Source organism: Streptomyces sp. R35, from assembly GCF_041053035.1.
GTDB classification, from domain to species: domain Bacteria; phylum Actinomycetota; class Actinomycetes; order Streptomycetales; family Streptomycetaceae; genus Streptomyces; species Streptomyces lutosisoli.
This window is the reverse complement of record NZ_CP163440.1, coordinates 7,514,358-7,540,009: the sequence shown is the minus strand read 5'-3', so window position 1 is coordinate 7,540,009 and position 25,652 is coordinate 7,514,358. Positions and strand designations below refer to the sequence as shown.

The window sequence follows — 25,652 nt, the reverse complement described above, 5'->3', positions numbered from 1 at the left end:
TCACCTCACCGGTCTCATTCGACAGGAACCCCATGAGCGACACTTCCCCCTACGGCTTCGAGCTTGTGCGGCGTGGGTACGACCGCGCTCAGGTGGACGAACGCATTTCGAAGCTCGTCTCCGACCGTGACAGCGCTCTGGCCCGTATCACTGCTCTCGAAAAGCGCATCGAGGAGCTCCACCTCGAAACGCAGAACGCCCAGGCCCAGGTAAGCGACGCCGAGCCGTCGTACGCGGGTCTCGGCGCGCGCGTCGAGAAGATCCTCCGCCTCGCCGAGGAGGAGGCGAAGGACCTGCGCGAGGAGGCCCGTCGCGCTTCCGAGCAGCACCGTGAGCTCGCCGAGTCGGCGGCCCAGCAGGTGCGCAACGACGCAGAATCGTTCGCTGCGGACCGCAAGTCCAAGGCGGAGGACGAGGGCGTCCGGATCGTCGAGAAGGCCAAGAGCGACGCCTCGCAGCTGCGCCAGGAGGCGCAGAAGGACGCGCAGCAGAAGCGCGAGGAGGCCGACGCCCTCTTCGAGGAGACCCGCGCCAAGGCCGCGCAGGCCGCCGCCGACTTCGAGACGAACCTCGCCAAGCGCCGCGAGCAGTCGGAGCGCGACCTCGCGTCCCGTCAGGCCAAGGCCGAGAAGCGTCTCGCGGAGATCGAGCACCGCGCGGAGCAGCTCCGCCTGGAGGCCGAGAAGCTGCGCACGGACGCCGAGCGCCGCGCCCGCCAGACGGTGGAGACGGCTCAGCGCCAGGCCGAGGACATCGTGGCCGACGCGAACGCCAAGGCCGACCGCATCCGCTCGGAATCCGAGCGCGAGCTCGCGGCCCTCACCAACCGCCGCGACTCGATCAACGCCCAGCTCACGAACGTCCGCGAGATGCTCGCGACGCTCACGGGCGCCGCGGTGGCCGCCGCCAGCACGCCGGCCGAGGACGAGCCGATCTCGCGTGGGGTTCCGGCGCAGCAGTCCCGGTAGTTCCTGGTAGTTCCTGCTCAAGGCTCCGGCCCGCACCCCCTCCTCGGGGTGCGGGCCGTTGTCGTAGGCACGGGGTGGGGCGCGCCCAGCCACGACGGCGCGGCAGACGAACACGGCGAACACGCGGCACCCCCTCCCCGCTCAAGTAGCGCGGCCCATAGGTCCGACTTAGCGTGGCCGCATGATCGAGCTCGAGGGGCTGACCAAGCGGTACGGCGAGAAGGTGGCGGTCAACAACCTCACCTTCACCGTCAGACCGGGCATCGTCACGGGCTTCCTCGGCCCCAACGGCGCGGGAAAGTCCACGACGATGCGGATGATGCTCGGCCTCGACCGCCCCACCGCGGGCGACGTACGGATCGACGGCAAGCACTACGACCACCTCAGGGACCCGCTGAAGTACATCGGCGCCCTCCTCGACGCCAAGGCCATGCACGGCGGACGCAGCGCCTTCAACCATCTCCTCTGCCTCGCACAGAGCAACGGCATCCCGAAGGCGCGGGTGCACGAGGTCCTGGACACCGTCGGTCTGACCCCGGTCGCAAGGAAGAAGGCCAAGGGCTTCTCGCTCGGCATGGGCCAGCGGCTCGGTATCGCGGGCGCGCTGCTGGGCGACCCGCGGATCCTGATGTTCGACGAGCCGGTCAACGGGCTCGACCCCGAGGGCATCCACTGGATCCGCAACCTGATGAAGTCCCTCGCGGCGCAAGGGCGCACGGTGTTCGTCTCGTCCCACCTCATGAGCGAGATGGCGCTGACCGCCGACCACCTCGTCGTCATCGGTCAGGGCAGGCTCCTCGCCGACACCTCCATGGCCGACTTCATCGAGCAGAACTCGCGCAGTTACGTCCGTGTCCGCTCCCCCCAGCGCGAGCGGCTCCTCGACGTGCTGCACGGCGCGGGCGTCACGGTCGTCGAGACGGGCAGCGGTCTGCTCGAAGTCGACGCCGGCAAGCCGGAGCACATCGGTGAGCTGGCCGCGCAGCACCAGATCGTGCTGCACGAGTTGAGTCCCCAGCAGGCCTCCCTGGAGGAGGCGTTCATGCAGCTGACCGCGGAGTCGGTGGAGTACCACGCGCACGCGGACACACCGCATCCGCAGACGTCGCAACCGCAGCCCCCGCCGCCGGCCCCGCACTGGGGCGACGGCTGGAAGAGGGATTGACCATGGCGGCCACCCAGGTCCTCAAGTCCGAGTGGACCAAGATCCGCTCCGTCTCGTCCACCGTGTGGACGCTCAGTCTCGCCGCGGTGGTCACCATCGCTCTCGGCATCCTCATCTCGCTGCTGTCCAGGAACGAGTGGGACAAGCTGAGCGCGGGGGACAAGCTCTCCTTCGACCCGACGTTCATCAGCTTCGCGGGGATGAGCCTCGGCCAGCTCGCGATGATCGTGTTCGGGGTGCTCGTCGTGGGCAACGAGTACAGCACCGGCATGATCCGCACCTCGCTCGCCGCGGTCCCCCAGCGCGGCACGTTCCTCTTCAGCAAGATCGCGGTGGCGGCCAGCCTCGCCCTCGTCGTCGGCATGATCACCAGCTTCATCGCCTTCTCCCTGGGCCAGGCCATGCTCGGCACGCACAAGGCGTCGATCGGTGACCCCGGTGTGCTGCGCGCGGTGATCGGCGGCGGGCTCTATATGACGCTGATCGCCGTCTTCTCGATGGGTGTCGCGGCGATGCTGCGCAGTCCGATGCTCTCGCTCGGCATCCTGATGCCGTTCTTCTTCCTGATCTCCAACATTCTGGGCGCCGTCTCCGCGACCAAGAAGATCGGCCGCTATCTGCCCGACCAGGCCGGCAGCAAGATCATGCGGGTCGTGACCCCGGTCAACGACGACACTCCGTACGGTCCCTGGGGCGGCCTCGCGATCATGGTGCTGTGGGTGGCGCTGGCGCTCCTCGGGGGTTACGCGCTGCTCAAGAAGCGGGACGCCTGAGCCCGCTCAAGACAGGCGTGTGACCGCTCAGGAAGCGGGAGGCGCGGAGTCCTCCGGCGGGGCGTCGGGCTGGAGTTCGTCGAACTCCCTCCACCCCTTCCACCTGCTCACATGAACGTCGAGATCCGGTTCCACGGACACGAACTTGCCCAGTTCCAGATCCGAGTCGTCCAGCCTGAACCAGCGCTCGTCACTGAGCTGCGCTCCGGTCCCCACCGCCTTGGCGGTGAAGCGCACCATGATGCGTACGCCCTGAAGTCCCCGCAGGTCCTTGCCTTGGAGCGAGCTGAGCGGAAGCTCGGGCACCTCGGAGCCGACGGGTATCCACACGGTGAACGGGGCCGCGCGCTCCACGACGGACCACACACGCTCGTCGCACAACCCGCCGTCCTCGCCGAGAATCTTCAGCCGCTGCTTGTACATCACCAGCGTGTCGGCGTGCGGCGACTTCTCCAGGAAGCGCAGATGGGCCTCCGCACGCGCCTCCATCATGACCAGGTTCAGTACGTGGTTGTAGAAGCGTACGGCGATCACCGCTTTGTCACTGCCCTGGTGATCGCGCGCGTAGTTCGGCGAGTCCGACATCGCGGCGAGCGCGATGCTGGCCTTCCTGCGCCAGACGACCGGCCGGACCGTGAACACCTTGATGAGCGCGATTCCCAGAAGGGTCGCCGGGACCAGTGCGCCGGTCAACGACGCGACGGTCGACAGTACTTCCTGCGCGGTGTTCGCGCCCTCGACGGACAGGCTGTCCGTGCCCACGCAGGCGCGCAGCACCTCCAGGGTCACATCCAGCAGCTGACGGGACCACAGGCGCTCCCCCAGGGGCCGGGAGGAGTCCTCCGCCAGCACAAAACCCACCGCGAGCAGCACGGAGAACACCAGAAGAACCGCCAGGGCGAGCAGCAGCAGGGCGGACAGTGTGCGATCCGCTATCCACCAGCGAACAGACTTACGGAATCTGGGATGCGGCCGGTGGCCGCGCCTCGGTAAACGCATCGGTGTCCCCCACCCAGCCCTGCGGCGCCCGATGACAGGTGTCGCGGGTATACGCCGTTGTGGGAGGCTCAGACTGTCGTCCGCCCGACTCCCGGCCAGCTCACAGAAGGGCTTCTCCATGACCGACCGCAGCATCGAAGCACTCGGTTACACCGACGTCCCGGCGCTGCAGCCGCTGACATACCCGGGCCGCGTCATCGACGAACCTGTCCTGCTCTCCGGCAAGGAACTGCTGGCGCTGGGCGTGCAACCGCGGCGCCTTGGCGCCTGGACCGTGCGGAGCAGCGTCGCGTCCGGGGAAGAGACCCTGGACGCGGCTCTGGAGCGGCTCGGCCAGGCATCGGTCGGCGACCGCTACCCGGTCGTCTCGGTGGGGTCGAACGCCGCACCGGGCCAGGTGAGCCACAAGTTCGACCGCATCGGAGTCCCCGACGAGATGCCGATGATCCCGGTGCGGGTGCGCGGCATCAAGGTGGGGCTCTCCGCCCACATCAGCCCGGCGGGATACGTCGCCGCCGCGCCGTACATGGACCCCGCGGCCGAAACCCCGCTGGTCGTGACCTGGCTGGACGCGGCCCAGCTGAAGGTCGTGGACGACACGGAGTTCCCTGGATACCGCCGGGCGCTGCTGCCGGGCGACGTGTTCCCGATGACCATGCCGTCCGGGGAACGACTGGGCGCCGCGTACATCTACTTCAGCGCCTATGGAGTCCTGGCCGACCCGAACGGCTCCCCCCGCGCTGGCGGCGGGGACCAGGCCACCCTGCTCAGGGAACTGCTCGCCGACTCCACCGCGCTGCGCGAACTGCTCGGCCCGGACCCCGAGACCTGGGTCCGCCGGGCGGGCTCCGCCGAGGCGACGCGGCACCGGGGCACTCGTATCTTCCGAGAGGAGGGCTGGCTCACCGAGCAGCCGGAGTTCCTGCCCTACGAGTCCGACGACTCGGAACTGAAGCTGTACGACGACCTTCCTCCGCGGGACGATTCGCTGCCGAACCGGCCCTGAGGGTTCCGTTTCCGGCCTGACCAGGCGCGACGGGTACCTGACAAAGGTGGGTATGCGGGTAAGAGTCCTTACTCGATCTCTCCCCCATGTGACCTGCACAGTTTTACTTTCTCTTGAGTGGAACCGTCAGCGCCCCGATATCCTCCTAACCCTTACGGGGGCGTGCGCCCCGACGTCCTGAACCTTTCGATGGGTGCGGAGCATGATCGAGGCAGTCGGCCTGACGAAGCGCTACGGCGCCAAGACGGCCGTGTACAACCTTTCCTTCCAGGTGCGGCCGGGCGCCGTCACCGGCTTCCTCGGGCCCAACGGCTCGGGCAAGTCGACGACGATGCGCATGATCCTCGGCCTGGACAACCCCACCTCGGGGCAGGTGACGATCGGCGGCTTCCCGTATCGCAAGCTGCCGAACGCGCCCCGCCAGGTCGGCGCGCTCCTCGACGCCAAGGCCGTGCACGGTGGCCGGCACGCCCGCAACCACCTGCTGTGCCTGGCCCAGCTGTCGGGCATCCCGGCCCGCCGGGTGGACGAGGTGCTCGGCGTCGTCGGGCTCCAGGACGTGGCCAAGAAGCGCTCCAAGGGCTTCTCGCTCGGCATGGGCCAGCGCCTCGGCATCGCCGCCGCGCTCCTCGGCGACCCCCAGGTGCTGCTCTTCGACGAGCCGGTCAACGGCCTCGACCCCGAGGGCATCCTCTGGGTCCGGAATCTCATGAAGTCCCTCGCGGCGGAGGGCCGTACGGTCTTCGTCTCCTCGCACCTGATGAGCGAGATGGCGCTGACCGCCGACCATCTGATCGTGATCGGCCGCGGCCAGCTGCTCGCCGACATGACCATCAAGGACTTCATCTCGCACAACTCGGCCGACTTCGCCCGGGTCCGCACCCCGGACACCGAGCCGCAGCAGCGCGAGAAGCTCACGGCCGCGCTGACCGAGGCGGGCGGCCAGGTGCTGCCCGAGCAGGACGGCGCCCTGCGCGTGACGGGTCTGCCGCTCCCCCGCATCAGCGACCTCGCGCACTCCGCCGACGTACGCCTGTGGGAGCTGTCGCCGCACCAGGCCTCGCTGGAGGAGGCGTACATGCGGATGACGCAGGGCGCCGTCGACTACCGCTCGACCATCGACCAGAAGGCCGGGCTCCAGCAGGAGCTGCCGCCGGGTGCCATGCCGCCGCCGCAGATGCCGGTGGCGGGCCAGGGCCAGCCGGGCTGGTACGCACCGCCGCCGCCCCAGCAGGGCGGGCAGCCGTTCGCGATGCCGCAGGGACAGCCGGGCCCGTACGGCGCCCCCGCCGCCCCCGGTGCGGGCCAGCCGGGCCTCTACGGCGCTCCGGCCGCCCCCGTGGCTCCGGGTGCCGCGGACGTCAATCCGTACGCCCAGGCCGCGCCCCAGGCCCCCGCACAGCCGCCCGCGGCACCCGCCGCCGCGCCTGCCGCCGCCCCCGACCTGACCAAGCCCGAGGACGCCCGATGAGCACGCCCCAGCCCCCTATGCCGCAGCAGGCCGTCGCTGCCCCCAACTGGCAGGCGGCGCCCGGCACTTCGTACACCTCGCCGATCCCGGTCACCCCTACCCACCTCGGTCACGCGCTCAACTCCGAGTGGACGAAGATCAAGTCGGTGCGCTCCACGATGTGGACGCTCGGCACCTTCCTGCTCCTGGTGGTCGGCATCGGCTTCCTGGTCGCCGCGCAGACCACGAACGAAGACTTCACCGACGTCCCGTACACGATCCCGGCCTTCTTCGGGCTGATGCTCGGCCAGATCTGCCTGATCACGCTGGGCGTCCTGGTCGTCTCGTCCGAGTACGGCACGGGCATGATCCGTACGACGTTCACGGCCTCGCCGCAGCGGCACCGGGTGCTCACCGCGAAGCTGATCATCTTCTTCGCGGTGGCGTTCGTCGTGTCGGCGTTCGCGATCGGCTTCGTCGGCCTGATCACCTCGGGGATGCACAGCAGCTCCTCGAACGTGTCCTGGGGCGGCACGGTGATCATGGGCTCGCTGTACGTCTCGCTGCTCGGCGTCCTCGCGCTCGCGGTGGGCTCGATGCTGCGTCACTCGGCGGGCGCGATCACCACGATGCTCGGTGTGGTGCTGGTGCCCGCGATCATGCCCGCGTTCCTGATGATGTCCGACAGCATGCGCACGATCGGCGAGAAGATGCAGGAGTACAACGCTCCGAACGCCCTCGCCAGGATCTTCCGGCTGGACACCGAGAGCGGCCACGGCGGCGCGCAGCTCGGTCTGCTCGCCGGGGTGACGGCGGCGGCGATCGTCGGCGCGTTCGTGCTGCTGGAGCGCCGGGACGTCTGACCCCGGGGAACTGCCCTAGAACCTGGGCGCGTTACGGGACCGCTGCACCCGAGAGGTGCGGCGGTCCTTCGCGTTCCAGCAGGCCTTGTGCCAGTGGCGCCGCTCGTCGACGCCCGAGTGCTCCGGCCAGGCCACCACGTGCGGGACACCGGAGGGGATCATCTGGTCGCAGCCGGGGCACCGGTAGGTCTTGCCCTCGGCGCTCGCGCCCGCCACATGGCGCACGCTCCACTCCTCGCCCTGCCAGCTCTCGGTGGACTGCCAGCCGCCATATCGGCCGGACCGCTCCTCGTCCGCACTACTGCCGGACGCATCGGCGGCCTTCGGGCGGTTGCGACGCGGGGACACAGGACACCTCACGGAGCTATACAGGGAGCAGGGGCCATCTCCAGCCTACGCGGCGCGCACCGGGGTACGCGTACTCCACCAACCCGTACAGATCCCCCACCGTGCGGCCCATTTCGCAGACAATCCGCAAATCTCTCCGCCAGCCCGTGACTTCGGCACGTGTCATGCGGTTATGCCGGGTGGGGGAGCTCCGCGTCGGAGCCGAGGAAGCAGGAAGTGCGATGCACGTAGGAAGTTTTGTACTGGCGGCCCAGTTCCCGGGACAGGGCCAGGGGGAGGCCCTGCACCGGGCGGTGCGGTCCGCCGAGGTCGCCGAGGAGGCGGGGCTCGACTCGGTTTGGCTGGGCGAGCACCACTTCGTGCCGTACGGCACCTGCCCGTCGGCCATCACCCTCGCCGCGTTCCTGCTCGGCCGCACCAGCCGGATCCGGGTCGGCACAGCGGTCAGCGTGCTGCCCACGGTCCACCCCGTGGCACTCGGCGAGCAGGCCGCGCTGCTGCATCTGACGTCCGGCGGACGGTTCTCACTGGGCGTCGGACGCGGCGGCCCCTGGGTCGACCTGGAGGTTTTCGGTTCAGGACTGGAGGCGTACGAGAAGGGGTTCCCGGAGTCACTCGATCTCCTGGTGCGCTGGCTGCGCGAGCCGTCGGTGCGGGGCACCTCGGAGCGGTTCAGCTTCCGTGAAGTCCCCGTCGTCCCCCGGCCGTCGGAGGCGCTGAGCGGCGCTCCGGGGCCCGAGGTCGTCGTCGCCTGCACCTCACCGGCGAGCATGCGGCTCGCGGCCGAGCGCGGGCTGCCGATGCTCCTGGGGATGCACATCGGGGACGAGGAGAAGGCCGAAATGGTCGCGCTGTGGCGGCAGTACGCGCGCGCGGCCGGGCGCCCGGCGGACGAGATCTTCGCGGCGGCCCATGTGTCCGCCGGCGTCTGCCAGATCGCCGACCGTCGCACCGACGCCGCCGAGACGCTCCTCAAGGCGATGCCGGGCTGGCTGAAGCAGGGGCTGGACGCCCATGTGACGGTCGACGGCCGCACCCGCTCGATGCGGGACCCCCTGGCGTACACCGAACTGCTCTGCGGGCTGCACCCGGTGGGCACCCCCCGGCTGTGCGCCGACCGACTCGCGGCGACTTCGGAGCGGACCGGCATCTCACGCTTCGCCCTGCTCGTCGAGGGCTCGGGAGATCTGGCGGCGACGGAGGAGAACGTACGGCGTCTCGGCGCCGAGGTGCTGCCGCACCTCAGGTGACGCGCGGGGAGCTTGCCGCCCCAGTACAAATGCACCTCCCGCGTACGGAGCGGCAAGCAGTGCTGCGTCACCGCGTCAGCAGTCCCGGAACTCCGGCGACTGGTTCAGCAGCTGACTGCGGACCGAGGTGAAGCGTGCCAGTGTGTCGTCCACTGAGGCGTCCAGCGGGAACACCGCCACCCGGTGGCAGTTCTGGAAGGCCAGCCGCACTCCGAAGTGCCGCTGCAGCGCGCCGCGTATCGCGTCACTCGCCAGCGCACGCAGCAGCTGGCCACGTGCCTGCTCGTCCGGCGGAGGCGTCTGGTTGTCGGCGAAGTTGCCGCCGTCCACCTTCAGCTGGGCCACCAGGGAGCTGATCATCTCCCATGCGTAGGGCAGGGAGGTCCGGACGCAGTCGACGAATTCAGCTTCGTCGACCTCGCCTCGCTCGGCCTGTTCGAGTAGGGCCGGTGAGACGTCGAGCGACATGGGTACTCCTCTCGCACCCCCAGACCTCGGGGGTTGCCGGACAGGGATAGGGAATTCGCGATATCGAACACGCTGAGTACACGCATCGCGACCTCCCGTTTATACGGTAAGCAACGGACGGTGACGGCACCAGGAGAATGCGCACATAGCGAACTCCCAGTGGGCACACAATCAGCCACCACCGAACAGGGTTCTTCCAGGAAGAAAGGGGCGGGACCGGAGGGCCCTCGGTTGAGGGTGGTGGTGGGAGACGGGCGGGCGAATCGCGTGCACCACCGCCCGTCGAGTAGCGTTGCCGACCATGCGTCTCGTCATTGCCCGCTGTTCCGTGGACTACGCGGGCCGGCTCACCGCCCATCTCCCGTCGGCCCCCCGCCTCATCCTCGTGAAGGCGGACGGCAGCGTCTCGATCCACGCGGACGACCGGGCCTACAAGCCCCTCAACTGGATGTCGCCGCCCTGCACGCTGAAGGAGGGTTCCGGCGACGACGAAGGCACCTGGACCGTCATCAACAAAGCGGGCGAGAAGCTCATCATCACGATGGAGGAGATCCTCCACGACTCCTCGCACGAACTCGGCGTGGACCCCGGCCTGATCAAGGACGGCGTGGAAGCACACCTTCAAGAGCTCCTCGCCGACCGCATCGAGACGCTCGGCGAGGGCTACTCGCTCATCCGCCGCGAGTACATGACGGCCATCGGGCCGGTCGACATCCTGTGCCGGGACGCCGACGGCCAGACCGTCGCCGTGGAGATCAAGCGGCGCGGTGAGATCGACGGCGTGGAGCAACTCACGCGCTATCTGGAGCTGTTGAACCGCGACCCGCACCTCGCGCCGGTCCGCGGCATCTTCGCCGCCCAGGAGATCAAGCCGCAGGCCCGCGTCCTCGCCACCGACCGCGGCATCGGCTGCGCGGTCCTGGACTACAACGCGATGCGCGGCATCGAGGACGACAAGCTGCGGTTGTTCTGACCGCGGGGACGACTACAGCGGGAGGGCCGGGTCCACGTCGTGGACCCGGCCCTCCCGCTTCGTACGGTCAGATCACCGCGCCGCCCGGCGATGTGGCACCGGTGCTGCTCGCCGGAGCGCTGGTGACGCTGCTCTCCGGGGCGCTGGCCGACGTAGTCACCGGGGCGCTGCTCGACGCGGGGCCGCTGGCGGAGTCCGACGTGGTCGGCTCCGTCGATGCGGTGGGCGACTCCGTGGGCGTCGGAGTCGTCGTGGGCGTGGGCGACGAAGTGGTCGGCGTACTCGACGGCGGCTTCGTCGTGGACGACGGGGGCTTGGTCGTCGCCGACTTCGAGGGCGAAGTGGACGGCGACTTCGACGGCGTACCCGACGTATGCGTGCCGCTCGGGTCGTCGGACGGCGTACCGCTGCCCGTGCCCGTGTCCGACGGCGTCGGGTCGTCCGACGTCCCGTACGTACCGTCGGGACCAGGATCCGTGGGCGTCGCCGCGGTGCCCGTGTCGGAGTCGCCGCCCTTCTTGGCCTTGTCCGCGCCGAGGCTGTCGTCGTCGCTGCCCTGGCTGGCCGAGGGATTGACGCCGACCTTCTCGGACGGGGTGTCGTTGCTGTGGTCCGAGGTCGCGCCGAGCGTCACCACGGTGCCCAGCACGGCGGCGAGGAGCGCGCCGGCGCCCGCGGCCACCAGGTTGCGCCGGGTGCCGCTCACCAGCCGGCCCGCGACGCCGACGCGCTTGGGCGCGGGGCCGCCGGGCTCGGCCCGGTGGGTGACCAACGTGGTGGGTTCGCCGGGCGGTTCGGCCATCACGAAGGCGGCCGGTACGCCACCGGGGGGCGACGCCGACTCCTCGTGCCGCGCGTCGGGCACCTCCTCCCCCGCCGCCGTGCGCCCGCCGGCCAGGGTGGCTCCGGAGCGGTCGGCGACCAGCGCGAGGGCGCGGCGGCCCGCGACGGTGCCGCGCTTGTCGGCGAGGGCGCCGCGCAGCCCGATGGAGGCCTCCAGCTCGGCGCGGGCCCGGTCCAGCTGGCCGCCGCAGAGCGCGAGGATGCCCAACTCGTGGTGGAAGTAGGCCTGTTCGGAGACCTCGCCGGAGAGCCGGGAGGCCTCGGCGCCGGAGCGCAGGGTGCGATCCCAGGCGCTCCAGTGCAGCCCCGCGGCGAACGCGGGCGCGGCCGTGCGCGCCAGCTCTACGGCGACGCTCTCGTCCTGCTCGTCGAGCGGGGCCGTGGTGAGCGGCATCAGGACGGTGAGCGCGGCGAGCAGCGCGTCGGCCTCGGCGCAGACCCGCTCCGGGGTGACCGAGGGGTGCCCGGCCCACCAGGTGTAGTGCTTCGCCGCGGCGAGCGCCTGCTCCTCAAGGCCGTCCGCGTATCCGGCGGCCTCCAGCTGGGCCTGCACGCCGGCGGCGAGCCGGTAGCGGGAGCCGACCGGGGAGACCAGCGCGCAGCTCGCCAGTTCGGTGAGGGCGGCGTCGGCGTGGGTGTCGCCCACGAGCGCGGGCAGGTGCGCCTGGTGCGGCACCTCGCCGCCGAGGGCGACCGCGAAGCGCAGGGTGGCGCGGGCCGAGTCGCTCAGCCGGGAGGCGAGCAGCGCGGCGGGCGCGGCGCCTTCGGCGAGCGACGGCAGCGGTACGTCGTGATCGTCGCCGTCCTCGGCGTCGAAGGGCGCGTCGACGGGGATGTTCTGGAAGACGCCGAACTCGTCGACGGCGCTCTCGCTGGCCCGCAGCTGGTCGCGCTGCCGCAGCAGCGCTCCCGCCTGCATGAAGCGCAGGGGCAGGCCCTCGGACTCGAACCAGAGGTCGCCGGCCCAGTTCGACTCGTCCTCGGTGAGGACGCGGCCGACGGCCCGCTCCAGGAGTTCGAGGCCGCCGCTGCGGTCGAGTCCGCCGAGGAACACCTCTTCGAGGAGGGAGTCGGCGGACGGCGCGGCGACGTCGGGCGTCGTGCTGATGAGGAAGGCGCACTCGGGGGTGGCGTCGAGCAGCTCGTCGAGCGCGCTGCCGCCGAACTCCACGTCGTCGAGGACGACGACCGCGCCGATCTCATGGACGAGCTGGAGCAGTTCGTCCCGTTCCGGGCGGTACAGGGGTGCGCTGTAGACGGCGGCGAAGAGGTCGTGCAGCAGGTCGCTCGCCGTGCGCCGGTAGCCGGAGAGGCGTACGACGCCGTCGGGGGCGAGGTCCGCGCAGTCGTCGGCGACGGCGTCGAGGAGGCTGGTGCGGCCCGATCCCGAGGGTCCGGTGAGCCGTACCGAGCGCCCGCGCGCGAGGAGGCGTACGAGCCGCTCGCGCTCCTCCTGGCGCTCCAGGAGCGGCAGCCGGGGCTGCGCGGGTCCCGGCGGGACGGGCGGCTGGGCCGTGCGGGCCAGCTCGGTGCGCTCGGCGGCGCTGAACTTCACCGGGCGCTGCGGCCGCTCGTGCGGCGGGCAGTTCTCGATCTCGCTGCCGTCGACGGGGTTGACCGTCAGCAGGAAGTCGCCCGAGACGAGCTGGACGGTGCGGGCGAGCGCCGGTGTGTGCTGGCCCAGGTCGGTCGTGAGCGGATCGCGAGGCGGGCGCGAGCGAGGCGCCTGGCCGTCGTCGTCATGGCCGTAATCTTCGGGTCCCCGGGTGTTCGGGTCCATGTTCCAAGCCCCCCAAAAGCGTCGTGTGCCGAGCCCCTCCCGGCCTTGCTGCACACCGCGCTGTCGCTTCTGGTCCGGTGCCCGCTCGTAGGGTTTCGGTCGGCGGGCAGCCGAACCCTAAACCTTCGCACAGTATCTCCGAACAGTCGGGGTACCGCGCCGTCCGAGACGTCACAGCTTCGTGAGGATTGTGCGCGTGGTGCGTTTCGTACGCCGGTCAGGACGCGTGTACGAGGTCTCACCCCCGGGGTGGTGCAGGCCCCCGGGTCTCACACCCGGGGCAGGGATTCCACTCCGATGCCGCCCTCGATCGCCAGGATCCGGTGCAGCCGGGTGGCGACCAGCAGGCGTTGCATCTGCGGTGGTACGCCGCGCAGCACGAGCCGTCGGCCGCACCGCCCGGCCCGTCGGTGGGCCCCCATGATGACACCGAGCCCGGTGGCATCCCAGGAGTCCAGTTCGGACAGGTCGAGCACCAGGTCGCCGGCTCCGTCGTCGACGGCCGAGTGCAGGACCGTACGGGCGTCCGCCGCGCTGCGTACGTCGAGGCGGCCCCCGACGACCAGCTCGGCGTGGTCGCCCCTGATGTACATATGCGCTCCCCGAGAGTGCGTCTCGTACTCCGCGTCTGTCTGTTCGCGTTCTGGCTGTCGTTCTGTGTTGTGCACCGTCTGACTGCCGAAAGGGCGCAGAGGTTGCCGTCTGTAAGCGAACCGATACCGAATTCACCTCATGGAGTGATACTCCAGAGGCACGTGCGGTTTCAGTGGGTGATTCAGTGCTTGTAGAAGCCCTGCCCGCTCTTGCGCCCGATGTCACCGGCGTCAACCATCCGGCGCATCAGCTCCGGCGGCGCGAACTTCTCGTCCTGGGTCTCGGTGTAGATGTTGCTCGCGGCGTGCAGCAGGATGTCGACGCCCGTCAGGTCGGCCGTGGCCAGCGGGCCCATGGCGTGACCGAAGCCCAGCTTGCAGGCGAGGTCGATGTCCTCGGCGGTGGCCACGCCGGACTCGTACAGTTTGGTGGCCTCGACGACGAGCGCGGAGATGAGACGGGTGGTCACGAATCCCGCCACGTCCCGGTTGACGACGATGCAGGTCTTGCCGACGGACTCGGCGAACTCCCGCGCGGTGGCGAGCGTTTCGTCGCTCGTCTTGTAGCCGCGGACCAGCTCGACGAGCTGCATCATCGGCACCGGCGAGAAGAAGTGCACGCCGACGACCCGCTCCGGGCGTTCGGTGGCGGCCGCGATCTTGGTGATCGGGATGGCGGAGGTGTTCGAGGCGAGCACGGCGTCGTCACGGACGATCTTGTCGAGCGCCCGGAAGATCTCGTGCTTGACCTCGAGCTTCTCGAAGACCGCCTCGACGACGATGTCGGCGTCGGCGACCGCGTCCAGGTCGGTGGTGGCGGTGATGCGCGCGAGCGCCTCGTCGGCGTCCGCGGCTTCGAGCCTGCCCTTGCTCACGAACTTGTCGTACGAGGCCCTGATGCCGTCGACGCCACGGGTCAGCGCCTCGTCGGTGACATCGCGCAGGACGACGTCCCAGCCCGCCTGCGCGGAGACCTGGGCGATACCGGACCCCATGAGTCCGGCTCCGATGACGGCGAGCTTGCGTGCCACTCCGACTCCCCTTACATGCTGTTTAGTACACCTCTTCGGCGGACCATAGCGTTCGCGAGGGGCTGTGTGACCGGTAAGTAATGCGCGTCACGTCTCATAGGACGGACATCACACCGGCACGGGTCATTCCACCGCCCGTACGGCGTAGTTGAGGACCTTCTCGCTCAACAGCTCCTCCATGTCGTCGAGGAGAACGAGCACTTCGCGTGATACTTCGTCCGGATTTCGACCGGTCATCATCTCCCGGCCGATGACGGACATCACGGTCTGGTGCACCCAGTTGATCTGACCGGCGATCAGCCCGGGCAGCGGGTCGTCGTCGGGCGCGCCGGTCTCCTCACGCAGGGCCACCTCCAGGTTGTCGAGGATCTCCTGGCCGATCGCCCACAGCCGCGAGCGGAGCGCGGGAGCGTCGTGGATGACCTCCATGAAGCGGGCATAACCGTCCATCAGACCGAGCCGGGGCGAGACCGCCTCGACCTCCTCGCGCAGTTCGCGCAGCACGGCGGCGGCGGCCGACTCACCCTCCTCCCGGCCGCGCACCCAGCGGGCGAGCCGTTCGACGATTCCCTGGGAGCGGTCGAGGAAGAGGTCCTCCTTCGTCGGGAAGTAGTTGTAGACGGTGTTCACGGAGACGTTCGCGGCCTCCGCGACCTCCGCGACCGTCACCGCGTCGAAGCCCCGCTCCAGGAACAGCCCGGTGGCGACATCCGAGATGTACTGCCGGGTCTGCCGCTTCTTCCGCTCCCTGAGTCCCTCAGCCATGCCCGCATCGTAGCTTTCGGTGCACCTCCTGAAATTTTGGAGCCACAGAAATCTTGGTGTCATTGCAAAATTTCATCGCCTCTGTTTTTCTGTACGGCATGGCAATCATCAGTACGGCCGGTCTGGCCCGTACCTTCCAGACGAAGCGCGGCCCGGTGGAGGCGGTGCGCGGTATCGACCTCACCGTGCGGCCGGGCGAGATCCTCGGCTTCCTCGGCCCGAACGGCGCGGGCAAGACGACCACCCTCCGGATGCTCACGACCCTGCTGCCGCCCACCGGCGGCGCGGCCACCGTCGCGGGCCACGACCTCGCCACCGACCCGGCCGGCGTGCGCCGCGCCTGCGGCTATGTCGCCCAGTCGGGCGGCGTCGACCCACACGTGAGCGTGCGGGAGGAGCTGGTCACCCAGGGGCGGCTGTATCGCCTGACGAAGACGCAGGCGATGGAGAGGGCCGGGGAGCTGGCGCGCGAACTCGACCTCACCGAGGAGTTGGACCGCAGGACCTCGGCACTCTCCGGCGGCCGGCGCCGCCGTCTCGACATCGCGATGGGCCTCACCCATCGGCCACAGGTGCTGTTCCTCGACGAGCCGACGACGGGCCTGGACCCCGGCAGCCGCGCCGACCTGTGGGACCTCGTCCGCCGGCTGCGCGACGAGCACGGCACCACGGTCTTCCTCACCACCCACTACCTCGACGAGGCGGACGCGCTCGCCGACCGGCTGGTGATCGTCGACAAGGGCGTGGTCGTCGCCGAGGGCACGCCGAGCGCACTGAAACTGGCGCACGGCGGCTCGATCGACGCCACGCTCCAGGACACGTTCCTCGCCATCACCGGCCGCGGCCCGACGCCGGCGGACGCCACCCCCGTGGCCGTATAGGACGTACGACGACATGCTTCTGCACGACACCGCCCTGATCTTCGGGCGCTACGCCCGCCAGACCCTGCGCTCCAAGTTCCAGCTCCTCTTCGGCGTCCTGATGCCGCTCCTCTACCTTCTCTTCTTCGGCCCGCTGCTGACCGGCCTCCCGCTCGGCTCCCGGGGCAGCTCCTGGCAGATCCTGGTCCCTGGGCTGCTGCTCCAACTCGGGCTGTTCGGAGCCGCGTTCGCCGGATTCACGATCATCATCGAGAAGAACCAGGGGATCGTGGAGCGGATGCGGGTCACCCCCGTGAGCCGCCTCGCCCTGCTGCTGGGGCGGGTGCTGCGCGACGCCGCCGTCTTCGTCTTCCAGGCGGTACTGCTGGTACTGGCGGCGGTGGCGATGGGGCTGCGCGCCCCCCTCGCCGGCATCCTGATCGGCTTCGCCTTCGTCGCCCTGCTGACGCTCTCCCTCGCCTCCCTCTCGTACGCCCTGGCCATGAAGGTCCGTACGCCGCAGGAGTTCGGCCCCGCCATCAACGCGCTGACCATGCCGTCCATGCTGCTGTCCGGCCTGATGCTGCCGATGACACTGGCCCCCGGCTGGCTGGACGTGCTCTCGCACTTCATGCCGCTCCGCTATCTGGTGGACGCGGTGCGGGACGCATACGTGGGCTCGTACGCCACCGCCCACATGCTGTACGGCGCCCTCGTCGCCCTCGGCTTCACCGTGCTCGCCGTGACGGTGGGCACACGGGTCTTCCGGAAGGCCGGAGCGTAACTACGCTGGGCTCATGGTCAATCTGACGCGCATCTACACCAGGACCGGCGACCAGGGCACCACCGCCCTCGGCGACATGAGCCGAGTCTCCAAGACCGACCTGCGGATCTCGGCGTACGCCGACGCCAATGAGGCGAACGCGGTGATCGGCACGGCGATCGCGCTCGGCGGCCTGGACGAGGAGGTCGTCAAGGTCCTCACCCGCGTCCAGAACGACCTGTTCGACGTCGGTGCCGACCTGTCGACGCCGGTGGTCGAGAACCCGCAGTTCCCGCCCCTGCGAGTGGAACAGTTCTACATCGACAAACTCGAAGCGGACTGCGACCACTTCAACGAACGCCTGGAGAAACTCCGCTCCTTCATCCTCCCCGGCGGCACCCCCGGGGCGGCGCTGCTGCACCAGGCGTGCACGGTGGTCCGCCGGGCCGAGCGCTCGACGTGGGCGGCGATGGAGGCCCACGGCGAGGTGATGAACCCCCTCACCGCGACCTACCTCAACCGCCTGTCGGACCTCCTCTTCATCCTGGCCCGCACGGCGAACGGTGACGTCGGGGACGTGCTGTGGGTGCCGGGGGGCGAACGCTAGGTTCCACCGCCGACGGCCACACCGACGGCTTCCCAGGCGGCGAGGACGGCTCGGTGCTCCTCGCCGCCTTCGCCGTAAGGGGCGACGGCGGCTTGCGCGGTGAGGCGGGCCCAGTCGGCGAAGAGGGTCCCCTCGCCCACTGCCAAGCGCACCCCCTTCGCATTTCTCCTGCGTACTCAGAGCTTCGTGAGCGTCCGGGACCGCTCGGGGCCCACCGTCGGCCCCTTCTTCGGCCAGATCAGATAGGTCAGCGCGATCAACCCGTGGATCACGGCCGCGCGCAGCGCCACCCACTGGAAGGCCCGCAGGGACTCCGTGTTGCCGTCGCCGACGTACCAGATCGCGGCCTGGAGGAGAGCACAGGCGACCGCGGCCGCCAGGACCGTACGGAGCCAGATCTTCCCTTCGTGCCCCGCCCGCGCCATCCCGTAGCGGGGCGGCTTCGGCGGGGGCGGGGCGCCCGCGAGGCGGTGGGCCGCGTAGCCGTCGAGCCGGCGGATCGTGTAGTGGCCGTACGCGACCGTGAAGCCGATGTAGAGCGCGGCGAGGCCGTGTTCCCAGCTCGGCTCGGCGCCGTTCTTCAGGTCGATCGCCGTCACCACGAAGAGCACCACTTCCAGCAGGGGCTCGCACAGCAGCAGGGCCACGCTGGTGCGGCGCCGCTTCAGCAGGTAGCGGACGGCGAGGCCGGCGGCCAGCATTACCCAGAAGCCGACCTCACAGGCGATGATCAGTGCGACGATCACGGTTCGCTCCTCTCGGTCACCTTTCCAGGCTCATGTGCGCACGGGCGCGATGCGTCGTCGGCGGTGACGAAGCGGGACTGCATCCTTCGATGTAGTCACGGACCGTTCCAGGGGAGAAGGCGAGCCGCCAGTACGCCATGTTGGATGGAGTCATGGCCTACCGACTCCCCCGCCCGCACCGCGACGACGTGCGCATCGCCGTCGGCGGCCTGCTCGGCGGGCTCGTCTTGTGGGGCGTCGGGCTCTACAGCCGTACGCCGGACGACCCGGTCTCCCTCGTCGACCAGACGTGGGTGGTCCTCGTTCCGCTGGTCGTCATGGCCGGCTGTGAGCTGATGCGCCGTACGCGGCCGCGCACCGCCCTGCTCATCGGCACCGCGGCCCTCACCGCCGACCTGCTCACCCGCGGCAGCCTGGCCACCGTCGTGATGTTCACGGACCTCGTGTACGCGGCCGTCCTGTACGGCTCGCCCGGTGCGGCCCGGCGCATCCCCTGGATCACCGGTCTGATCACGGTGATCGCCACGGTGTGGCCCGTCGCGGCCTGGCGCAAGCCGGAGGGACTGCTGATCGGGGCGTTCACCGGCCTGGTGACCTTCACCCCGGCCGCCACCGGCTGGATCGTCCGCAACCATCGCGACACCGCCGTCGCCGAGCGCCTACGTGCCGAACAGACCGCCCTGCTCGCCGAGGTCGACCGCACCCAGGCGGTCACGTCCGAACGGGCGCGCATGGCACGGGAGTTGCACGACATGGTCGCCAACCACCTGTCCGCGATCGCCATCCACTCGACCGCCGCGCTCTCGCTCGACGACCCGAAAACGTCCCAGGACGCCCTCGCCGTCATCCGCGAGAACAGCGTCGAGGGCCTCGCCGAGATGCGCCGGCTCATCGGCATCCTGCGCGACGACAGCGGCGACAAGGAGCCCGCCGCGGCGCCCACCCTTGACGGCCTCGAAGCGCTCCTGGCGGGTGCCCGCGCCAACGGACTCGACGTCGCCCTCGACACGGCGCACGAGGACCGGCTGCCCGCTCCGGTCGAGCTCGCCGCGTACCGCATCGTCCAGGAGTCCCTGACCAACGCCCTCAAGCACGCCTCCCCGGGCCAGGTCACCGTGACGCTCGCCCAGCCGGACGGCTCGCTCACGGTGCGGGTGAGTAGTCCGTACGGCGACCGGGACGGGCCGCGGGCCCCGGGATCGGGCGCCGGGCTGGTCGGCATGCGGGAGCGAGTCGCCCTCCTGCGCGGCACCTTCGAGGCCGGCCCCGAGGACTCCCCCACCGGCAAGGTCTGGACCGTACGCGCCGCCCTGCCCCTGTCCCAAGGAGAAGACGCATGATCCGCGTGCTCGTCGCCGAGGACCAGTCCGCCGTACGGGCCGGGCTCGTCCTCATCCTGCGCAGCGCGCCCGACATCGAGGTGGTCGGGGAGGCGGCGGACGGGGAGCGGGCGGTCGCGCTCGCCCGTGGACTCCGGCCGGATCTCGTCCTGATGGACGTCCAGATGCCCCGGCTCGACGGGGTCTCCGCCACCCGTCAGGTCGTCGCCGAGCAGCTCGCCGACGTCCTGGTGCTCACCACCTTCGACCTCGACGAGTATGTGTTCGGGGCGCTGCGCGCGGGCGCCTCCGGCTTTCTGCTGAAGGACACCGACGCGAAGGACCTGCTGGAGGCGGTGCGGACGGTGGCGCGCGGCGAGGGGCTGATCGCTCCGGCGGTCACGCGCCGGCTGATCGCCGAGTTCGCGGCGAAGCCCGTACGGGAGCCGACGGCCGACCCGGCCGTTCTGGAAGCGCTGACCCGCCGGGAGCGGGAGGTGCTGTCCTGCCTCGGGGAGGGGCTCTCGAACGCGGAGATCGCGGGCCGTCTGGACATGGCGGAGGCGACGGTGAAGACCCACGTCAGCCGCCTGCTGGGGAAACTGGAGCTGCGCAGCCGGGTCCAAGCGGCCGTTCTCGCACGGGAGTTGGACGTCTAACACAGCAGGAGCACAGGCATCCACCCACTGGTCCAGACCTATTGACCTATGGTCCAGACCTTTCTATTCTCACCGCACCGCGCTTAGCCATGCCCACGACACCCACGACTCCCGAGGAGAGGCATCCATGCGCTTCCGGCAGAGAGCCAGACAACGAACCGTGGCAGGACTCACCACCCTGCTCCTCCCGCTCGCCGCGCTGGTCGGCCTCGCGAGCCCCGCCCAAGCGGCCACCAGCGCCACCGCCACGTACGCCAAGACCTCGGACTGGGGTACAGGCTTCGAGGGCAAGTGGACCGTCACCAACACCGGTACCACCGCGATCAGTTCGTGGACGATCGAGTGGGACTTCCCCTCCGGTACGTCGGTGACGTCGGCGTGGGACGCGGACGTCACGTCCTCCGGCACCCACTGGACCGCCAAGAACAAGTCCTACAACGGCACCCTCGCCGCAGGCGCCTCCGTCTCCTTCGGCTTCAACGGCGCCGGCTCCGGCTCGCCCTCCAACTGTCTGCTGAACGGCGGCAGTTGTGACGGCGGCACCACCGTCCCCGGCGACAGCGCACCCTCCGCGCCCGGCACTCCCACCGCCTCCTCGATCACCGACACCTCGGTGAAGCTCGACTGGAGCGCGGCCACCGACGACAAGGGCATCAAGAACTACGACGTCCTGCGCGGCGGCACCAAGGTCGCGACCGTGACGACGACCTCGTACACGGACACCGGTCTCACCGCCGGCACCGACTACTCGTACACCGTCCAGGCCCGTGACACCGCCGACCAGACCGGACCGGTCAGCGGCGCGGTCGCCGTGCACACCACCGGCGGCACCACGACCCCGCCGACCACGAGCGGCGCGGTCAAGCTCGGCTACTTCACCGAGTGGGGCATCTACGGCCGCAACTACAACGTCAAGAACCTGGTGACGTCGGGCTCGGCCGCGAAGATCACGCACATCAACTACGCCTTCGGCAACGTCACCGGCGGCAAGTGCGCGATCGGCGACTCCTACGCCGACTACGACAAGGCGTTCACCGCCGACCAGTCGGTCAGCGGCGTCGCCGACACCTGGGACCAGCCGCTGCGCGGCAACTTCAACCAGCTGCGTGAGCTGAAGGCCAAGTACCCGAACCTCAAGGTGCTGTGGTCCTTCGGCGGCTGGACCTGGTCCGGCGGCTTCGGACAGGCCGCGGCCGACCCCGCCGCCTTCGCCCAGTCCTGCTACGACCTGGTCGAGGACCCGCGCTGGGCCGACGTCTTCGACGGCATCGACATCGACTGGGAATACCCGAACGCCTGCGGTCTGTCCTGCGACACCAGCGGCTCGGCGGCCTTCAAGAACGTGATGTCCGCGCTGCGCGCCAAGTTCGGCTCCAGCAACCTGGTCACCGCGGCCACCACCGCCGACGGCTCCACCGGCGGCAAGATCGAGGCCGCGGACTACGCGGGCGCCGCGCAGTACGTCAACTGGTACAACGTGATGACGTACGACTTCTTCGGCGCCTGGGACGCGCAGGGCCCGACCGCCCCGCACTCCCCGCTCACCTCGTACAGCGGCATCCCGAAGGCCGGCTTCACCACGGCCGACGCGATGGCCAAGTTCAAGGCGATCGGCGTCCCCGCGAGCAAGCTGCTGATCGGCATCGGCTTCTACGGACGCGGCTGGACCGGAGTCACCCAGGACGCGCCGGGCGGCACGGCCACGGGCCCGGCCACAGGCACGTACGAGCAGGGCATCGAGGACTACAAGGTCCTCAAGACGTCCTGCCCGTCCACCGGCACCATCGCCGGCACGGCGTACGCGCACTGCGGCAGCAACTGGTGGTCGTACGACACTCCGACCACCATCGGTACGAAGATGGCGTGGGCCAAGACCCAGGGTCTGGGCGGCGCGTTCTTCTGGGAGTTCAGCGGTGACACCAGCAGCGGCGAGCTCGTGAGCGCCATCAACAGCGGACTGAGCTAAGCGTTAAGCGCTAAGCGACATTGACGCGCTGACCGGGCGGGGCTGCTTCCAGCCACGCGAGAAAACCGGTCAGCGCGTCTTCGCTCATCGCCAGCTCAAGGCGTGTCCCGCGGTGGAGACAGACGAGGATGATCGCGTCGGAGAGCAGCGCCAGCTCCTCCTCGCCCTCGGGGGCGCGGCGGCCCGCCACCTCGATCGCCGAGCGCTCCAGCGTGCGGCGCGGTCGGGGGGCGTAGGAGAAGACGCGGTACCACTCGATGCGGTCGCCGTTGTAGCGGGCGACCCCGTAGCTCCAGCCTTTGCCGTTGGGGTCGCCTTTTTCGGGGACGTCCCAGCGCAGGCTGCAGTCGAACGTTCCGCCGGAGCGCTGGATCAGCCGGCGGCGGAGGCCGAAGACGAACAGCCCCACCACCACGAGCGCCACTACCAACCCGCACACAGTCAGAGCGAGGACCATCGACACCGACCTCCTCGTCTCCTAGGTAAAGCAGGTAATGAAACGGAAAAAAGCACCCGCATCGCCTCAGCCGCGGCCCGGTCTGGATATCTCCAGTCCCGGCCGCGGCTGAGTCACATCATTCCGTGCGCGCTGGTTTCAGCGCGCTGCCACCGCACGCAGGCGGACGTCCGCGCGACGCTCGGCGGAGGCATCGCCCTCCGCCTTCGCGCGCTCGAGCTCCCGCTCCACGCGCTGGACATCGATCTCGTCCGACAGCTCGGCGATCTCGGCCAGCAGCGACAGCTTGTTGTCGGCGAACGAGATGAAACCGCCGTGCACCGCGGCGACGACCGTTGCACCATCACTCGTACGGATGGTCACCGGGCCCGACTCCAGCACACCGAGAAGCGGCTGGTGACCGGGCATGACGCCGATGTCGCCGGACGTGGTACGCGCGACGACCAGGGTGGCCTCGCCGGACCAGACACTGCGGTCCGCGGCGACGAGCTCGACGTGCAGCTCAGCAGCCAAGGTGGGCTCCTCGGGTCACCACCCGGCGTTACTGCCGGGTGTTGGGTCAAAGTCTAGTAGGCGTACGAAGAGGGGCGGGACGCACCCGCCCCTCTTCAACGAAGCAGTGCTCGATCAAAAGCGCTGGTTCAGGAGACGCCGAGCTCCTTGGCGTTGGCCTTGAGGTCCTCAATGCCACCGCACAGGAAGAACGCCTGCTCCGGGAAGTGGTCGTACTCGCCGTCGATGATCGCGTTGAAGGCCGCGATCGACTCGTCCAGCGGGACGTCCGACCCGTCGACGCCGGTGAACTGCTTGGCGACGTGGGTGTTCTGGGACAGGAAGCGCTCCACGCGACGGGCACGGTGGACGGTGAGCTTGTCCTCCTCGCCCAGCTCGTCGATACCGAGGATCGCGATGATGTCCTGAAGGTCCTTGTACTTCTGCAGGACCGACTTGACGCGCATCGCGGCCGCGTAGTGGTCCGCCGCGATGTAGCGGGGGTCCAGGATGCGGGACGTGGAGTCCAGCGGGTCCACGGCCGGGTAGATGCCCTTCTCGGAGATCGGACGGGAGAGAACCGTCGTCGCGTCGAGGTGGGCGAACGTGGTGGCCGGGGCCGGGTCGGTCAGGTCGTCCGCGGGGACGTAGATCGCCTGCATCGAGGTGATCGAGTGACCACGGGTCGAGGTGATGCGCTCCTGGAGGAGACCCATCTCGTCGGCCAGGTTCGGCTGGTAACCCACCGCGGAGGGCATACGGCCGAGCAGGGTCGAGACCTCGGAACCGGCCTGCGTGAAGCGGAAGATGTTGTCGATGAAGAACAGCACGTCCTGCTTCTGCACATCGCGGAAGTACTCCGCCATGGTCAGACCCGCGAGGGCCACGCGCAGACGGGTGCCCGGGGGCTCGTCCATCTGGCCGAAGACAAGGGCGGTCTTGTCGATGACGCCCGAGTCCGACATCTCCTCGATGAGGTCGTTGCCCTCACGGGTGCGCTCGCCGACACCGGCGAACACGGAGACACCGTCGTGGTTGTTGGCGACGCGGTAGATCATCTCCTGGATGAGCACCGTCTTGCCGACACCGGCACCACCGAACAGACCGATCTTTCCACCCTTGACGTACGGGGTGAGAAGGTCGATGACCTTGACGCCGGTCTCGAACATCTCGGTCTTCGACTCGAGCTCGTCGAAGCGCGGGGCCTTGCGGTGGATGGACCAGCGCTCGCCGTCGTACTTCTCGTCGGAGTTCAGCACCTCACCGAGGGTGTTGAACACCTTGCCCTTGGTGAAGTCGCCGACCGGGACGGAGATACCCGCACCGGTGTCGGTGACCGCGGCCTGACGGACCAGACCGTCGGTGGGCTGCATGGAGATCGTGCGGACCAGGCCGTCACCCAGGTGCTGGGCGACTTCCAGGGTCAGCGTCTTCTTCTCGCCGGCGTTGGCCGGGTCGGCCACCTCGACGTGAAGGGCGTTGTAGATGTCCGGCATCGCGTCGACGGGGAACTCCACGTCGACGACCGGGCCGATGACCCGGGCGACGCGGCCCGTGGCAACGGCCGTCTCAGAAGTCGTCGTCATTACTTGTCACTCCCCGCGGTCGCGTCGGCAAGGGCTGCGGAGCCACCGACGATCTCGCTGATTTCCTGGGTGATTTCGGCCTGGCGGGCCGCATTGGCAAGACGGGAGAGCGAGGTGATCAGGTCTCCCGCGTTGTCGGTCGCCGACTTCATCGCGCGGCGCGTGGCGGCGTGCTTGGAGGCAGCCGACTGGAGCAGCGCGTTGTAGATACGGCTCTCGACGTACCGCGGCAGCAGGGCGTCAAGGACGTCCTCCGCCGACGGCTCGAACTCGAACAGCGGAAGGATCTCGCCCTTGGGCGCCTCCTCCGCAACCTCTTCGAGGCGCAGCGGCAGCAGGCGGCCGTCGACCGCCGTCTGCGTCATCATCGAGACGAACTCGGTGTAGACGATGTGGATTTCGTCCACACCACCCTCAGCCGTCTCCTTCTCGATGGCCTCGATCAGCGGACCCGCGACCTTCTTCGCGTCCGCGTAGGAGGGCTCGTCGGTGAAACCCGACCACGACTCCACGACCTTGCGCTCGCGGAAGTTGTAGTGGGCCAGACCGCGGCGGCCGACGATGTACGTGTCGACCTCCTTGCCCTCGGCCTCAAGGCGGGCGGTCAGCAGCTCCGCCTCCTTGATGGCGTTGGAGTTGAAGGCGCCGGCCAGTCCGCGGTCGCTCGTGAGGAGCAGCACCGCGGAACGGGTCGCCGTCTCCGCCTCCGTGGTCAGCGGGTGCTTGGTGTTCGAGCCGGTGCCGACCGCCGTGACCGCGCGGGTGAGCTCGGTCGCGTACGGCGTGGAGGCCGCCACCTTGCGCTGCGCCTTGACGACACGCGAGGCGGCGATCATCTCCATCGCCTTGGTGATCTTCTTGGTCGCGGTGACGGATCGGATGCGACGCTTGTAGACCCGGAGCTGGGCTCCCATGAGTCAGG

Annotated in this window: 27 protein-coding genes; 14 read left to right on the top strand and 13 right to left on the bottom strand. The window is 69.5% G+C overall.

The features are described 5' to 3' along the window. The first annotated feature begins 32 nt into the window (after positions 1-32). The 3 genes from AB5J50_RS34270 (at position 33) to AB5J50_RS34260 (ending at position 2,906) form a co-directional block, all read left to right on the top strand. Positions 33-968: a cellulose-binding protein gene (locus AB5J50_RS34270; protein ID WP_369262237.1), complete on the top strand. Its 936-nt coding sequence runs from the start codon at positions 33-35 to the stop codon at positions 966-968. 181 nt (positions 969-1,149) lie between these two features. Continuing rightward, positions 1,150-2,133, top strand: coding sequence for an ABC transporter ATP-binding protein (locus AB5J50_RS34265; RefSeq protein WP_369262235.1), 984 nt, complete (start codon positions 1,150-1,152; stop codon positions 2,131-2,133). Between the two features lie 2 nt (positions 2,134-2,135). Further along, complete coding sequence (locus tag AB5J50_RS34260; RefSeq protein WP_369262233.1) at positions 2,136-2,906, top strand: ABC transporter permease; 771 nt, start codon at positions 2,136-2,138, stop codon at positions 2,904-2,906. Between the two features lie 27 nt (positions 2,907-2,933). Here AB5J50_RS34260 and AB5J50_RS34255 read toward each other — a convergent pair whose 3' ends face one another. After that, on the bottom strand, positions 2,934-3,905 hold the full coding sequence (locus AB5J50_RS34255) for a hypothetical protein (protein ID WP_369262232.1): 972 nt from the start codon (positions 3,903-3,905) through the stop codon (positions 2,934-2,936). Between the two features lie 118 nt (positions 3,906-4,023). Between AB5J50_RS34255 and AB5J50_RS34250 the strand changes: the two genes are divergently transcribed. The 3 genes from AB5J50_RS34250 to AB5J50_RS34240 all read left to right on the top strand — a co-directional run bounded on the left by AB5J50_RS34250 (position 4,024) and on the right by AB5J50_RS34240 (position 7,224). Continuing rightward, positions 4,024-4,911 (top strand): hypothetical protein, encoded by an 888-nt coding sequence (locus tag AB5J50_RS34250; RefSeq protein WP_369262230.1) that lies wholly within the window; start codon positions 4,024-4,026, stop codon positions 4,909-4,911. Between the two features lie 202 nt (positions 4,912-5,113). Next, entirely contained in the window at positions 5,114-6,382 is a 1,269-nt protein-coding gene (locus AB5J50_RS34245; RefSeq protein WP_327431788.1) for an ABC transporter ATP-binding protein, read from the top strand. Next, positions 6,379-7,224 carry an ABC transporter permease gene (locus AB5J50_RS34240; protein WP_369262228.1) on the top strand — a complete coding sequence of 282 codons (846 nt, stop codon included), beginning with the start codon at positions 6,379-6,381 and terminating at the stop codon, positions 7,222-7,224. Before AB5J50_RS34245 ends, AB5J50_RS34240 begins: the two co-directional genes overlap by 4 nt. A gap of 15 nt (positions 7,225-7,239) precedes the next feature. Here the strand turns inward: AB5J50_RS34240 and AB5J50_RS34235 are convergent, their stop codons facing one another. Beyond that, a complete protein-coding gene (locus tag AB5J50_RS34235; RefSeq protein WP_327431786.1) occupies positions 7,240-7,572 on the bottom strand; it encodes an ATP/GTP-binding protein in 333 nt (110 codons plus the stop codon). Between the two features lie 221 nt (positions 7,573-7,793). On the opposite strand from AB5J50_RS34235, the gene AB5J50_RS34230 reads away from it, so the two are divergent. Then, positions 7,794-8,822, top strand: a complete 1,029-nt coding sequence (locus AB5J50_RS34230) for an LLM class flavin-dependent oxidoreductase (RefSeq protein WP_369262225.1) — start codon at positions 7,794-7,796, stop codon at positions 8,820-8,822. A gap of 75 nt (positions 8,823-8,897) precedes the next feature. Here AB5J50_RS34230 and AB5J50_RS34225 read toward each other — a convergent pair whose 3' ends face one another. Beyond that, positions 8,898-9,290 carry an SCO5389 family protein gene (locus AB5J50_RS34225; RefSeq protein ID WP_165340641.1) on the bottom strand — a complete coding sequence of 131 codons (393 nt, stop codon included), beginning with the start codon at positions 9,288-9,290 and terminating at the stop codon, positions 8,898-8,900. 301 nt (positions 9,291-9,591) lie between these two features. On the opposite strand from AB5J50_RS34225, the gene nucS reads away from it, so the two are divergent. After that, a complete protein-coding gene (gene nucS, locus AB5J50_RS34220) occupies positions 9,592-10,263 on the top strand; it encodes an endonuclease NucS (RefSeq protein ID WP_327431784.1) in 672 nt (223 codons plus the stop codon). Between the two features lie 67 nt (positions 10,264-10,330). Here nucS and AB5J50_RS34215 read toward each other — a convergent pair whose 3' ends face one another. The 4 genes from AB5J50_RS34215 to AB5J50_RS34200 all read right to left on the bottom strand — a co-directional run bounded on the left by AB5J50_RS34215 (position 10,331) and on the right by AB5J50_RS34200 (position 15,275). Further along, entirely contained in the window at positions 10,331-12,886 is a 2,556-nt protein-coding gene (locus AB5J50_RS34215) for an ATP-binding protein (protein ID WP_369262223.1), read from the bottom strand. 269 nt (positions 12,887-13,155) lie between these two features. Further along, positions 13,156-13,479, bottom strand: a complete 324-nt coding sequence (locus tag AB5J50_RS34210) for an STAS domain-containing protein (protein WP_261707178.1) — start codon at positions 13,477-13,479, stop codon at positions 13,156-13,158. 182 nt (positions 13,480-13,661) lie between these two features. Beyond that, positions 13,662-14,510 (bottom strand): 3-hydroxyacyl-CoA dehydrogenase family protein, encoded by an 849-nt coding sequence (locus tag AB5J50_RS34205; protein WP_369262220.1) that lies wholly within the window; start codon positions 14,508-14,510, stop codon positions 13,662-13,664. A gap of 123 nt (positions 14,511-14,633) precedes the next feature. Beyond that, complete coding sequence (locus tag AB5J50_RS34200) at positions 14,634-15,275, bottom strand: TetR/AcrR family transcriptional regulator (protein ID WP_369262218.1); 642 nt, start codon at positions 15,273-15,275, stop codon at positions 14,634-14,636. A gap of 98 nt (positions 15,276-15,373) precedes the next feature. On the opposite strand from AB5J50_RS34200, the gene AB5J50_RS34195 reads away from it, so the two are divergent. From AB5J50_RS34195 to AB5J50_RS34185, 3 genes are read left to right on the top strand one after another with little or no spacing between them, the layout of a single operon-like run. Further along, entirely contained in the window at positions 15,374-16,156 is a 783-nt protein-coding gene (locus AB5J50_RS34195) for an ABC transporter ATP-binding protein (protein ID WP_369262216.1), read from the top strand. A gap of 13 nt (positions 16,157-16,169) precedes the next feature. Next, complete coding sequence (locus AB5J50_RS34190; RefSeq protein WP_369262214.1) at positions 16,170-16,919, top strand: ABC transporter permease; 750 nt, start codon at positions 16,170-16,172, stop codon at positions 16,917-16,919. A gap of 13 nt (positions 16,920-16,932) precedes the next feature. Beyond that, complete coding sequence (locus tag AB5J50_RS34185; protein WP_369262212.1) at positions 16,933-17,505, top strand: cob(I)yrinic acid a,c-diamide adenosyltransferase; 573 nt, start codon at positions 16,933-16,935, stop codon at positions 17,503-17,505. Here AB5J50_RS34185 and AB5J50_RS34180 read toward each other — a convergent pair. Both AB5J50_RS34180 and AB5J50_RS34175 read right to left on the bottom strand, forming a co-directional pair. Continuing rightward, the gene (locus tag AB5J50_RS34180) at positions 17,502-17,651 is read right to left on the bottom strand and encodes a hypothetical protein (RefSeq protein ID WP_369262210.1); all 150 of its coding nucleotides are present in this window, start codon (positions 17,649-17,651) and stop codon (positions 17,502-17,504) included. The two genes, AB5J50_RS34185 and AB5J50_RS34180, sit on opposite strands and share 4 nt — an antisense overlap. A 30-nt stretch (positions 17,652-17,681) precedes the next feature. Then, complete coding sequence (locus tag AB5J50_RS34175; RefSeq protein WP_369262208.1) at positions 17,682-18,251, bottom strand: hypothetical protein; 570 nt, start codon at positions 18,249-18,251, stop codon at positions 17,682-17,684. Positions 18,252-18,403: 152 nt separating this feature from the next. Here AB5J50_RS34175 and AB5J50_RS34170 point away from each other — a divergent pair, with 152 nt between their 5' ends. The 3 genes from AB5J50_RS34170 (at position 18,404) to AB5J50_RS34160 (ending at position 22,195) form a co-directional block, all read left to right on the top strand. Further along, on the top strand, positions 18,404-19,591 hold the full coding sequence (locus AB5J50_RS34170; protein ID WP_369262206.1) for a sensor histidine kinase: 1,188 nt from the start codon (positions 18,404-18,406) through the stop codon (positions 19,589-19,591). Next, entirely contained in the window at positions 19,588-20,229 is a 642-nt protein-coding gene (locus AB5J50_RS34165; protein WP_369262204.1) for a response regulator, read from the top strand. The genes AB5J50_RS34170 and AB5J50_RS34165 overlap by 4 nt, the downstream gene beginning before the upstream one ends. Before the next feature lie 127 nt (positions 20,230-20,356). Further along, the gene (locus AB5J50_RS34160; protein WP_369262202.1) at positions 20,357-22,195 is read left to right on the top strand and encodes a glycosyl hydrolase family 18 protein; all 1,839 of its coding nucleotides are present in this window, start codon (positions 20,357-20,359) and stop codon (positions 22,193-22,195) included. A gap of 10 nt (positions 22,196-22,205) precedes the next feature. On the opposite strand, the gene AB5J50_RS34155 is transcribed toward AB5J50_RS34160, so the two are convergent. From AB5J50_RS34155 to AB5J50_RS34140, 4 genes are all read right to left on the bottom strand, one after another. Beyond that, entirely contained in the window at positions 22,206-22,652 is a 447-nt protein-coding gene (locus AB5J50_RS34155) for a DUF2550 domain-containing protein (protein ID WP_330307335.1), read from the bottom strand. Positions 22,653-22,790: 138 nt separating this feature from the next. Continuing rightward, positions 22,791-23,165: a F0F1 ATP synthase subunit epsilon gene (locus AB5J50_RS34150; protein ID WP_369262200.1), complete on the bottom strand. Its 375-nt coding sequence runs from the start codon at positions 23,163-23,165 to the stop codon at positions 22,791-22,793. 128 nt (positions 23,166-23,293) lie between these two features. Next, on the bottom strand, positions 23,294-24,730 hold the full coding sequence (gene atpD / locus AB5J50_RS34145) for a F0F1 ATP synthase subunit beta (protein ID WP_369262198.1): 1,437 nt from the start codon (positions 24,728-24,730) through the stop codon (positions 23,294-23,296). Then, complete coding sequence (locus AB5J50_RS34140; protein WP_369262197.1) at positions 24,730-25,644, bottom strand: F0F1 ATP synthase subunit gamma; 915 nt, start codon at positions 25,642-25,644, stop codon at positions 24,730-24,732. The genes atpD and AB5J50_RS34140 overlap by 1 nt, the downstream gene beginning before the upstream one ends. Between the last annotated feature and the right edge of the window lie 8 nt (positions 25,645-25,652).